This window comes from Priestia veravalensis (assembly GCF_001457055.1).
Lineage (GTDB): Bacteria > Bacillota > Bacilli > Bacillales > Bacillaceae_H > Priestia > Priestia flexa.
This window is the reverse complement of record NZ_KQ758715.1, coordinates 1-10,958: the sequence shown is the minus strand read 5'-3', so window position 1 is coordinate 10,958 and position 10,958 is coordinate 1. Positions and strand designations below refer to the sequence as shown.

Here is a 10,958-nt window from a genome sequence, read left to right as displayed (position 1 = left end):
GACATAAGTAGTTCAGCCTCTACTATACCTGAACGATTGAGAGTTCATAACTTTTAATCGTTCAAGTTTTTTTGGTTGATTGTGAAAACAATGTTGGAAACAGGGTGGAATGGAGCGTAGGACACTCGACTCCTGCGGGAAAGAGAGGGAAAACTGAGATCCCGCAGCGCAGTGAGGAAGCTCAGGTTCCTCCCCGCGGAAAGCGAGTGGCCGTAGCGCAATGGAACGAACGTGTTGAGACAAATCAAAGAGATGGGAACAGCTAGTGTTCGTCTTTTAGAAGCAATCATTTTGTTATGTCCCAAACTCTTTCTTGTTGTCGTATAATGATGGTGAGGAGAATACATTAAGATGTAACCAAGTGTAAAGGGAGATGAGAAAATTGATTACGCTGCCGCTTCTTGTATATTCTCAGCGCATCGTGAAACCAAAATTAGACGTGGTTTACCCGGTCATTCATGGAATGGCTAATCAAGCAGTTCAGTATAAAATGAACGCTAAGCTCTTAAAGCGAACAAACGAATTAATTGTTCAACAAGGGTACGGAAAAAACCCTGATACGACCGAAACAGGATACTATGAATTGAAAAACAATCAGCGTGATGTGCTGAGCTTAACGCTCATAAACTATGCTTTTTCAGGTGGTGCACATGGATTAACCGTTGTCGTACCTATCACCTTTAATACAAAGAATGGAAAGGTATATAAACTAAAGGATTTATTTAAGCCTGACAGCAATTATGTTAAACGCTTATCTGAGCTCGTGGAGAATCAGATTAAAGAACGAGACATTATGGTTCTCGGAGAATATACGGGAATTAACCCAAATCAAGACTTTTATATTGCCGATAAGTCGCTTATGTTATTTTATCAGCTCTATGATTTAGCACCGTATGCATATGGGATTCCTTACTTTCCTATTTCTATTTATGATATTCAAGATATAATCGCAGACGAAGGGCCTCTTGGTCAAATGTTTGGATAAAGTTATAAAAAATTTCGGTGAGGACGAACATAGCGCTTTACTTCTGCAGTTAACAGCTGACGAAGCGATTTATTTGATACGGCACTTGCAATATCTTTTACTACAGGAAATATCCCAATGGAAGTAACGTGCACGCGTACATCTCCTTCAAAAAGTATGTCCCCCGCTTTTGTTTTAATCTTTGTGAAAACAACAGCTTCTTTTGTCTCAGGTTTGTCTATTGGATAAGAGTCTTTAATATGAAATCGAAATGCATAATCTTCGCTCATAAATAGCCTGCCTTTTTTCATTTTTGTTTTATTATATTCACTAGAACCAAGCCATGTAAAGCATAAGTGTGTACGTTAATAAATGTTCATATTTGAAAGAATGATGCATACATTAAAACGACAATAGAAAAAAGGAGACGATAAACGGATGACTTATGAACAAGACGAGCGTAATTATGAAGCGCCTTATATGGTAACTCAAGTCGATCCTTATGTATTTGCGACTCTTGAATCAGTCAAGGGGAAAGAAGTAGTTATTGAAACCGTACGTGGAAACATACGTGGAAAAGTTAAGGATGTTAAAATTGATCACGTTGTCATTCAATCAAAAGATTCTAGCTTCTTTGTACGTATTCAACAAATTGTGTGGATTATGCCTGAATAATAAGCAGAAAAAATGCGCCTCAATTGTTAGATGGTTTAACGGTTGAGGTGCACAGTTTTTGTGTAAAAGTTCATTTGGCGAATGAGACAACCTTGTCACTTCATACATCTTAATGAATGGAATTTTTCAGAGAGAGTGGAGGAATGCGCTATGTTTAAGCGGATTGATAAATTATTAATTGATTTACCAGAGTCGAAAAATCCAGATCCGAACGCAGCTGCTGCTGTACAAGAGCTATTAGGTGGCAAGTTTGGAGAGATGTCCACGCTAAACAACTATATGTATCAGTCATTTAATTTTCGTACAAAGAAAAAGCTGCGCCCATTTTATGATTTAGTTGCGAGCATTACAGCAGAAGAGTTTGGGCATGTAGAACTCGTATCCAATACAATTAATCTTATGTTAGAAGGATCTACGTTTCCGGGTGATCCAGACATTACGCCAATGCAGGATGCAAAGGATGTGCGCAATACCCAGCATTTTATTGCCACTGCGCAAACAGCTTATCCATTCGACTCTATGGGAAAAGCTTGGACAGGAGAAAATGTCTTTAATAGTGGAAATTTAATTCTGGATTTATTGCACAATTTCTTTTTGGAGTGTGGGGCAAGAACCCATAAAATGAGGGTATACCAAATGACAGATAACCCAGTTGCTCGTGAAATGATTGGATATTTATTAGTTCGTGGTGGGGTTCACGTTGTGGCATATGCTAAAGCGTTAGAAATCGCAACCGGTGTGGATGTTACAAAACTAGTGCCAATTCCAAATTTGAGTAACAAATCGTTCGATGCTGCTAGAAAATATGAAGACCAAGGTGTTCATCGCCGTCTCTATACATTTAGTGATGCTGATTATATGGGAATTGCGAAGATTTGGAAAGGTACGCACCCAGAAGATGGTGGGAAGCTAGAAGTCATTGAAGGAACGCCTAAAGGTGCGAAAATTCCAGACTTAGAAGAGGTAACTGAAGAGTTTGCTCCTGGAATCGGTCCAGATGAGTTCGCAGAGATTGCCAAACGATTGCAGCGTAACGCAGGGTTATAGTGGTAAGCAGGTGTAGATTACACCTGCTTTTTTTTTGTACCTAAATAGTTAATCTAAGAAGAATGTTCATAATCAGTTCATATTCGTTTATTACACTAGCCTTACAATCAATAAGGGAGTGAAAGAATGAATAGAAAAAAGAAAAAAATTGATAAATGGTTAGTGTGGATTTTAACACTAGCTGTAGCCTTAAACTTTACGAATATATGGGAAGATGAATATGTCAACCAGTATTACACCTCAGCTGTCAAAAGCATGATGCAAAATTTGCATAACTTCTTTTTTGCATCGTTTGACCCAGCGGGGTTCGTAACGGTGGATAAGCCGCCCGTTGCGTTTTGGATTCAAACGATTAGTGCTAAGATTTTTGGATTTCACGGTTGGAGTGTGATTTTGCCTCAAGCGTTAGCAGGAGTAGGGTCAGTTATTCTGCTGTACGTCATGATAAAAAAAGTATTTGGTGTAGCTGCGGGGCGAATAGCTGCGCTAACCATGGCTATAACGCCAATTGTTCCAGCCGTTAGTCGAACCAACAACATCGATAGTTTACTTGTTTTTACCTTATTATTAGCAACGTGGATGCTGTTTAAAGCGATAACCATAAAAAAACATCGCTGGCTGTTTCTAGCGTTTGTGCTCATTGGTGTTGGATTTAATATGAAAATGATGCAAGCTTATATGGTTTTACCAGCATTTTATTTATTTTACTGGCTATCAGCAAAGATTGACTGGAAGAAAAAAATCAGCTTATTATCTGGAGCGACAGTACTACTAATTGTTGTATCGCTTTCATGGGCAACAATTGTTGACTTAATTCCAGAAGATAAAAGGCCTTATATTGGAAGTAGTGAAACAAACTCAGTATTAGAGCTAGCGCTCGGTTACAACGGTATTTCGCGTTTGACAGGAGAGATGTCTGGTGGGGGTAGCCCCCAAGGAAGCCGTGGACAAAATGAAGAACAAGGTGAGCATCTGATACCTCCAAGCGGTGATAAGCAAGATGAATTAGCATTAGAAAATGAAGGGATGCAAGGTGGAGGAAATACAACTGATTCAAGTGACAATGAAAATCAGCAAAACTCAAACTTAGATAGTGGACAAGACTCAAATTTTAGAAATGCACCAGGCGGACAATCCCCTCCACAGATGGACGGAGATAACAATGACCCTGGTGGAGGAAACGCTGGAAGATTTAATACAGGAACGCCTGGCATGTTTCGATTAATTCAAGATGGACTTGCAGATCAGATTAGCTGGTTTTTACCATTAGCGATTGTGAGCATTATCAGTTTGTTGGGAGGGGCAAGAGTAAAAGAAACCCTAAGCACGAAAGTTCTTCATACTGTATTTTGGTTAGCGTGGTTAGTACCAGTAGCTGTGTTCTTTAGCATTGCAGGATTTTTCCATCAGTATTACCTCATCATGCTAGCACCGCCGTTAGCAGCAGTAATAGGAGCAGGACTCCCAGTTTTATGGAAGGCATATCGTGGCCTCGAAGGGTGGAAGTCATGGCTGTTGCCGGTAGGTATTGCATTAACAGCTGGGTTGCAGGTTAGCATTATGCTACCGGATCGTGAAACAATCGGTCTTGCATCTATCTTGGCTGTGGGGATTATCGGAATTACATTGGCTTTAGCACTTGGGAGTATGAAACAGCGATCAGCAATCAATACGTATATGATGACAGCAGCACTTATTGTGCTTGTGATTGGTCCACTTTACTGGGCAATGACACCAATTCTTTATGGTGGAAACAGCATGCTTCCAGAAGCGGGTCCAACGTCTTCGCAAGATGAACAGCTACCTCAAATGGATGATATGGCATTTCCAGGTGATGAACAAGACGTCTCAATAAACAATAACAATCAAGTAGATACGAATGAAGCACCTAATGATGAAAAGAGTTCTACCAATAGAGAGAAGAGAAATGACGGTCGTGGAATGAATGGACAGATTAACCAATCTCTTCTTACGTTCCTTGAAAAGAATCGCAACGGAACAAAGTACCTATTTGCTACGCTCGATTCCACAGCGGCAGCACCGTATATCATTGAAACGGGCGAAGCCGTAATGACGATGGGAGGTTTTTCAGGGGCTGATTCCATTTTAACAGTTACAGAACTTGAAAAGCTTGTTGCAAGTGGAGATGTTCACTACTTCTTAATTGGAAATCGAGGAATGGGTGGAAACTCTGACATTATTAGCTGGATTCAGGAGAACGGCACAGAGATTCCTTCCGAAGAATGGAAAGAAAATGAGAATAGCCAACAAGATGGACCTGGTGGAGGGGCTTCACAACTCTATTATGTTGATGTGAAAGGAGAAGAATAAATGAGTGCAATTAAATATTCCATTGTCATTCCTGTTTATAACGAAGAAGAGGTTATTCATACAACTTACCATCGTTTAACAGAAGTGATGAAGTCCACAGGAGAAGCGTATGAGCTTCTCTTCGTGAACGACGGTAGCCGCGATAAAACAGCAGATATTTTAATTCAATATAGTCAACAAGACTCGTCAGTTATGCTGTTAGATTTTGCACGTAACTTTGGTCATCAAATTGCAATTACTGCTGGCATGGATTATGCCAAGGGAGATGCGGTGGTAGTCATTGATGCAGATTTACAAGACCCACCTGAATTGATTCTCCAAATGATTGATAAATGGAAGCAAGGTTACGACGTAGTCTATGCGAAGCGTACAAAGAGAAAAGGAGAATCGTATTTTAAAAAGCATACCGCTGCCATGTTTTACCGATTACTGCGCTCAATGACTGATATTGAAATCCCTCTAGACACGGGAGATTTTCGCTTGCTAGATCGTAAAGTATGCGATCAAATGAAGCTATTACAAGAAAAGAATCGATTTGTCAGAGGTCTTGTCAGTTGGGTTGGGTTTAAGCAAATTGCCTTGGAGTATGAACGAGATGAACGAGCAGCTGGGGAATCAAAATATCCGCTGAAAAAGATGCTGAAATTATCGCTTGATGGCCTTACTTCCTTTTCATATAAGCCTTTAAAACTAGCAACTTATACTGGCGTAGCATTATCTTTTATCGGCTTTGTCTATCTTATTATCGTTTTATATTTAAAGCTATTTACGGATAACACAATTGCAGGGTGGTCATCTCTTATTGTTATTCAACTGTTGTTTAGTGGCTTTACTTTGGTGATTTTAGGAATGATTGGTGAATATATTGGTCGGATTTATGACGAAGCCAAAAATCGTCCGCTTTATATTGTGAGAAAAACATACAAGCAACAGCCGATAAGAAAGTTTGCTCATCGTGAATAAAAAAGGCTTACTTGCATTTTCAAAGTTTTCATCAGTTGGTGTCTTAAACACGGTAATTGATTTAAGCGTCTACATGGTGCTCGTGTCATTTGGCATGTATTATTTAATTGCTCAGTGGATATCTTATGGAGCTGGAGTTGCAAATAGCTATACGCTAAACAGAAAATGGACGTTTCAACGAAAAGAGCCCTCAACGGTTAAGGAAGTTACTAAATTTTTAGTTGTCAATTTGGTTACATTCATTTGTAGTTCGCTTATTTTGCTGTTATGTCATGAATATGCCTCTTTCAACCTTTTTGTAAGTAAAGGGGCTGCAAGTATAGGTAGTTTAGGAATTAATTTTGTGCTAACAAATCGCTATGTGTTTACAAAAACAATGGAAGGAAGGGAACACTATGAACGTTAGAAAAGCAGTCATTCCGGTTGGAGGGTTAGGTACTAGGTTTCTACCAGTCACAAAAGCTCTTCCAAAAGAAATGCTCCCAATCGTTGATAAGCCTGCCGTGCAGTATATTGTGGAGGAAGCAGTAGAAGCGGGCATTGAAAGCATTATTTTTATTACAGGTAAGCATAAAAAAGCAATCGAAGATCATTTTGATAAGTCAGTTGAATTAGAACATCTGCTAGTAGAAAAAGGAAAGTATGAACTATTAGAAAATGTACAGCGTATTTCGAAGATGGCAAGCGTACACTATATCAGGCAGCAGGAGCCTCAAGGGCTCGGGCATGCAATCTTGTGTGCAGAGAAGTTTATTGGAGATGAACCTTTTGCAGTCTTGCTTGGTGACGATGTAATGGTAGGTGAAACGCCGGCTTTGAAGCAGCTTATAAAGGTGTATGAAGAACTGAATCAATCGGTTATTGGTGTTAAAGAAGTAAAGAAAGAAGATGTATCAAAGTATGGAATTATTAAAGCTGGGTCTGTGGTTGGGGATGTATATTCAGTTGAAGACGTGGTGGAAAAGCCAAAACCTGAGCAAGCGCCATCGAATGTAGCCATTATGGGAAGATATATCTTAACGCCTTCTATTTTTCAGTCGCTAAAAAAAATTGAAAAAGGAGTAGGAAATGAATTACAATTAACAGATGCGATAAAAGATTTATCTCAGTATGAACAGATTTTTAGTGTGCGGCTAAAAGGAAGTCGTTTCGACATTGGTGATAAGGTTGGTTACTTACAGGCAATGGTTGAAATGGCTTTAAAAAGAGAAGATTTACGGAATATATTTTTATCTTACTTTCAGCAAATTGTTCAACAAGAGCGATTGAAAACAAAGTAAGAGCATTGTTCATATTCAATTCATATTTAATTTATATAATAAAGTCACATGATAAAGGATGATAATGGACGGGGGAAATACAGCGTGATTCAAATTTTAGTAGCAGACGATGATCAGCATATTCGAGAGCTGATTTCAGTTTATCTAGAAACACAAGGATTTAAAGTGATTGAAGCAGGAGATGGAGAAGAAGCGTGGCAAAAGTTAGAAGAATTTAGAGTAGACTTGGCCGTGGTAGATATTATGATGCCTTATAAAGATGGATGGGAATTAACAAGAGAGATTAAAGAGTATTTTGATATACCCGTACTAATGGTAACGGCTAGAGGTGAAGCTCACGATAAGCTAAAAGGCTTTGATATTGGAACGGATGACTATGTTGTCAAGCCATTTAACCCTGAAGAATTAGTTGCTAGAGTGAAGGCACTTTTGAGAAGGTATCGAATTGAAGCAAGTAATATTGTTCATATTGAAAATATACGATTAGATCGTACGAAACTTGAAGTGCATGTTGGTGACTATGTTGAAAGCCTTCCTCTAAAAGAATTTGATCTTTTGTTTAAATTGGCGAGTTCACCTGGGAAAATCTTCACAAGAGACCAGCTTATCCAAGGTATTTGGGGTTTCGATTACGAAGGAGATGAACGAACTATTGATGTCCACATCAAAAGGATTCGTGAGCGCTTAAATCAAAGTGGTCTTAAGGCAAATATTGAAATTAAAACTGTTCGAGGGCTAGGGTATAAACTAGAAGGGTGTTAATGTGAAGTCAATTTATTTGAAACTGGTGCTTTCGTTTATAATAACGATTGTGTTAAGCGTTATTATTACAATTACTATTACAACACTTTTAAGTAAAGACAGGCTAGGTGATAAGCTAGAGCCGGATATGTTTCGGATGGGTGAGGAGTTCATTCAATTATACGGTGCAAATGGTTCCGATGAAGCCGCTCGTTTTTTATCGAATACATCATTTATTCACTTTTCATTTATTATTGTTGATTCCGAGTATAATAGGAGAGTATTAGGCGATCGAGGACCGACCTTGCCCATTGACAAAAGCGTTGTAGATAATGTTTTGCGGGGAGATCGGTTTTCAACGGTTGAAAGTGAACCATCCAATAAGCCAAAACCAAACATTGTGGGAATACCCTTTATTGAAAATAATCAGAAATATGCTTTATTTGTTCAGTCGCATCCTCAAAGGCAAATTTCTGTTATTCAAGACGTACAGCTTATTCAGCTCATAAGCGTGTTGTTTATTGGAATTATTTTATTTGCATACGTTTCTACGATTCTTATCAAACCAATTCAGCGATTAAGTGGAGCAATGAAAAAAGTAGGTAAGGGGGATTACTCGGTTCAAGTTGAGCATGCATCTAGCGATGAGATTGGTTTATTAACCAAAAATTTCAACCAAATGGCAAAAGAACTCAACAAAATTGAAACGATGAGACAAGAGTTTATTGCGAGCGTCTCCCATGAAATTCAATCACCGTTAACTTCTATTAAAGGTTTTTCAAAAGCCTTAAAAGATAATATTGTGAGTGAAGATAAAAAGCAGCAATATTTAACGATTATTGAAAAAGAAAGTACAAGGCTTTCACAATTAAGCTCGAATCTTTTAAAGCTAGCTTCATTAGATGCTGAGCATCATCCGTTTCATCACAAAACGTACGATTTGGATGAACAAATCCGTCATGTCATTCTGGCGTTAGAGCCACAGTGGACAGAGAAGGAACTTGAGATTGAGCTCGATTTAGAAAGAGTTAGGATTGAAGGAGATGAAGAGCTACTGGAGCAAGTATGGCTTAACTTGCTTTCAAACAGTATTAAATATACGCATCAAAGCGGCACGATTGAAGTTTCAATGGCTTCTATGAAAGAAGGTGTAACCGTTTCAGTGAAAGATACGGGAATTGGTATAGATGAAGAAGATCAAAAGTACATTTTCGAAAGCTTTTACACAGTAGATAAATCAAGGTCGCTAAAAAGTAATGGGCTGGGGCTTGCGATTTCTAAAAAAATTGTTAACTTACATGAAGGCTCGATTTCTGTTGAAAGTCGCATAAATAAAGGAAGTACGTTCACGGTATTTCTTCCCGATAAAAAGTCTCAAAGCACCTGAGTTTATACAAGTGCTTTGAGACTTTTTTAATTGGAACGAGGAATACGAAAAGCGACGTCCACTTGTTCAAAACCAATATGAGGATAGTATTCAACTGCGCTTGGTGCAGATAATAAAATAATGGCTGATTGATCAGTTGCTTCTTCTTTTATTTTATTGAGAAGTGTTTTTCCAATTCCTTTTTGCTGGTATTCTTTACACACGGCAAGATCTGATACGTAGCAGCAATAGCTAAAATCAGTTACGCAGCGAGCGATGCCAATTAGCTTTTCACCATCCCAAGCCGTAATCAGTAAATTCGCATGGTCAATCATTTTCTGGATTCGAGCCACGTCTTGGATAGGACGCTTGATACCAGAAGATGCAAAGACGCTGATTAGTTGTTGCGCATTAATAGGACAATTTCGTTTATAGGTAATGGTAGTTGTCACAATAGAACCTCCTTTTGTTACATAAAATAATACCATATTTTAACTAAAAAGAATATTCAAATTTTTAATTCATACTTGACATATAGGTAAAGTGTAAATGATATAATACTATAGATTATTTGGAAAAATGAGATAGTTAATTTGCTGATCGGTCAACCAAAGGCTTATACTTTGTCCACAAAGTATGAGTTTTTTGATAAACCCTACTATCATAGTAACTAAAAAAGAAACCCGTTGAAACAAGGGTTTCTCTTTTTTAGCACATAGCGAATGGACTTGTTACACTCAATCACTCTAATTTAACGAGCGTTAGGAAATACTCTTCGAATGGTTTCAGTAAACTCTTCAAATAATCCTTTTACTGGAGCGCCTTCATTAATTCTGTTTCCATAATCCCTCATACGCTCTACAAAGTCAGGATTAGATGATACAAATACGTCTCGAATATCTGGATCTGTCGCTCTTACTTGATCGGCAATCTTCTTTTCTAAACGATCTGTTACTTCTCCTTTTGTTCCATCACGTAAAACAACTGCCACATAGGCATTTCGGTTTGTAACAATCACAATTGCACTGTCTACTTCGTCTAATTTAGCAATGCGATCTGCAGCCTTATCAGCTACCTCTAATCGTGTCTGATTATTATCATCTACATTATTATTCTCGGTTCCATCGGGTTGGAATCCCACATCTCGTGGTCCATTGTTGCGATCATTTTCTGCCTTTTGTTCAGAAGGTTCTTCAGTTGGATCGGGCTCGGCTTCATCCTTTTTATCATTACAACCGAAAAGGAATCCTACAGATAAAATGGTGGATAGAAGGCCAAATAAATATTTTCTTTTTTTCATCTTGTCTTACTCCTTTCATTTTAACATAACATTTCTTTCGTTATTATCCGTTTAAAGAAGGGAAAGTATACTAGCTTTTTTATATACGGTTTAACTCACTAACGTCGCATAAATATTGACTGAATTTTCTGTCTTATTATTTTTCCGTTTGAGAAGAAAAATGAAGACACGTGAACAGAGGTAGTAATCATCCATTTTTTCACTATAACCTTTGGCGAGGGCGACAGAGACGGTTAAACCTTTACGGGACAGCTCTTCCTGCTATTTTTCGAATCCAAATGTGTGCGGATT

13 protein-coding genes are annotated in these 10,958 nt (G+C 38.3%); 10 read left to right on the top strand and 3 right to left on the bottom strand.

Annotated features, from left to right (window positions below):
• The first annotated feature begins 104 nt into the window (after positions 1–104).
• Positions 105–266, top strand: a complete 162-nt coding sequence (locus AS180_RS22920; RefSeq protein ID WP_156413431.1) for a hypothetical protein — start codon at positions 105–107, stop codon at positions 264–266.
• A 107-nt stretch (positions 267–373) separates the two neighbouring features.
• Positions 374–985 (top strand): DUF3298 and DUF4163 domain-containing protein, encoded by a 612-nt coding sequence (locus tag AS180_RS19805; protein ID WP_226373004.1) that lies wholly within the window; start codon positions 374–376, stop codon positions 983–985.
• A 2-nt stretch (positions 986–987) separates the two neighbouring features.
• Here AS180_RS19805 and AS180_RS19800 read toward each other — a convergent pair whose 3' ends face one another.
• Positions 988–1,254 carry a hypothetical protein gene (locus AS180_RS19800; protein ID WP_025908878.1) on the bottom strand — a complete coding sequence of 89 codons (267 nt, stop codon included), beginning with the start codon at positions 1,252–1,254 and terminating at the stop codon, positions 988–990.
• 148 nt (positions 1,255–1,402) lie between these two features.
• Between AS180_RS19800 and AS180_RS19795 the strand changes: the two genes are divergently transcribed.
• The 8 genes from AS180_RS19795 to AS180_RS19760 all read left to right on the top strand — a co-directional run bounded on the left by AS180_RS19795 (position 1,403) and on the right by AS180_RS19760 (position 9,388).
• Entirely contained in the window at positions 1,403–1,639 is a 237-nt protein-coding gene (locus AS180_RS19795; RefSeq protein WP_025908877.1) for a YuzF family protein, read from the top strand.
• 150 nt (positions 1,640–1,789) lie between these two features.
• Positions 1,790–2,686 carry a manganese catalase family protein gene (locus AS180_RS19790; RefSeq protein WP_025908876.1) on the top strand — a complete coding sequence of 299 codons (897 nt, stop codon included), beginning with the start codon at positions 1,790–1,792 and terminating at the stop codon, positions 2,684–2,686.
• 126 nt (positions 2,687–2,812) lie between these two features.
• On the top strand, positions 2,813–5,017 hold the full coding sequence (locus tag AS180_RS19785; RefSeq protein WP_025908875.1) for an ArnT family glycosyltransferase: 2,205 nt from the start codon (positions 2,813–2,815) through the stop codon (positions 5,015–5,017).
• A complete protein-coding gene (locus AS180_RS19780; protein ID WP_025908874.1) occupies positions 5,018–5,980 on the top strand; it encodes a glycosyltransferase family 2 protein in 963 nt (320 codons plus the stop codon).
• Entirely contained in the window at positions 5,973–6,386 is a 414-nt protein-coding gene (locus tag AS180_RS19775) for a GtrA family protein (protein WP_025908873.1), read from the top strand. Before AS180_RS19780 ends, AS180_RS19775 begins: the two co-directional genes overlap by 8 nt.
• On the top strand, positions 6,376–7,260 hold the full coding sequence (gene galU, locus AS180_RS19770) for a UTP--glucose-1-phosphate uridylyltransferase GalU (protein ID WP_062687389.1): 885 nt from the start codon (positions 6,376–6,378) through the stop codon (positions 7,258–7,260). Before AS180_RS19775 ends, galU begins: the two co-directional genes overlap by 11 nt.
• Before the next feature lie 84 nt (positions 7,261–7,344).
• On the top strand, positions 7,345–8,022 hold the full coding sequence (locus AS180_RS19765; RefSeq protein WP_062687388.1) for a response regulator transcription factor: 678 nt from the start codon (positions 7,345–7,347) through the stop codon (positions 8,020–8,022).
• Between the two features lies 1 nt (position 8,023).
• A complete protein-coding gene (locus AS180_RS19760) occupies positions 8,024–9,388 on the top strand; it encodes a sensor histidine kinase (protein WP_025908870.1) in 1,365 nt (454 codons plus the stop codon).
• Positions 9,389–9,414: 26 nt separating this feature from the next.
• On the opposite strand, the gene AS180_RS19755 is transcribed toward AS180_RS19760, so the two are convergent.
• Both AS180_RS19755 and AS180_RS19750 read right to left on the bottom strand, forming a co-directional pair.
• Positions 9,415–9,819, bottom strand: coding sequence for a GNAT family N-acetyltransferase (locus AS180_RS19755; RefSeq protein WP_025908869.1), 405 nt, complete (start codon positions 9,817–9,819; stop codon positions 9,415–9,417).
• Positions 9,820–10,118: 299 nt separating this feature from the next.
• Complete coding sequence (locus tag AS180_RS19750; protein ID WP_025908868.1) at positions 10,119–10,667, bottom strand: YhcN/YlaJ family sporulation lipoprotein; 549 nt, start codon at positions 10,665–10,667, stop codon at positions 10,119–10,121.
• Positions 10,668–10,958: the final 291 nt, after the last annotated feature.

What these genes read in the sequence shown, in the direction of transcription:
- AS180_RS19790 (WP_025908876.1), top strand. Translation starts at nt 1,790, where the DNA reads ATGTTTAAGCGGATTGATAAATTATTAATTGATTTACCAGAGTCGAAA.
- galU (WP_062687389.1), top strand. Translation starts at nt 6,376, where the DNA reads ATGAACGTTAGAAAAGCAGTCATTCCGGTTGGAGGGTTAGGTACTAGG.
- AS180_RS19785 (WP_025908875.1), top strand. Translation starts at nt 2,813, where the DNA reads ATGAATAGAAAAAAGAAAAAAATTGATAAATGGTTAGTGTGGATTTTA.
- AS180_RS19800 (WP_025908878.1), bottom strand. Translation starts at nt 1,254, where the DNA reads ATGAGCGAAGATTATGCATTTCGATTTCATATTAAAGACTCTTATCCA.
- AS180_RS19780 (WP_025908874.1), top strand. Translation starts at nt 5,018, where the DNA reads ATGAGTGCAATTAAATATTCCATTGTCATTCCTGTTTATAACGAAGAA.
- AS180_RS19805 (WP_226373004.1), top strand. Translation starts at nt 374, where the DNA reads ATGAGAAAATTGATTACGCTGCCGCTTCTTGTATATTCTCAGCGCATC.
- AS180_RS19750 (WP_025908868.1), bottom strand. Translation starts at nt 10,667, where the DNA reads ATGAAAAAAAGAAAATATTTATTTGGCCTTCTATCCACCATTTTATCT.
- AS180_RS19795 (WP_025908877.1), top strand. Translation starts at nt 1,403, where the DNA reads ATGACTTATGAACAAGACGAGCGTAATTATGAAGCGCCTTATATGGTA.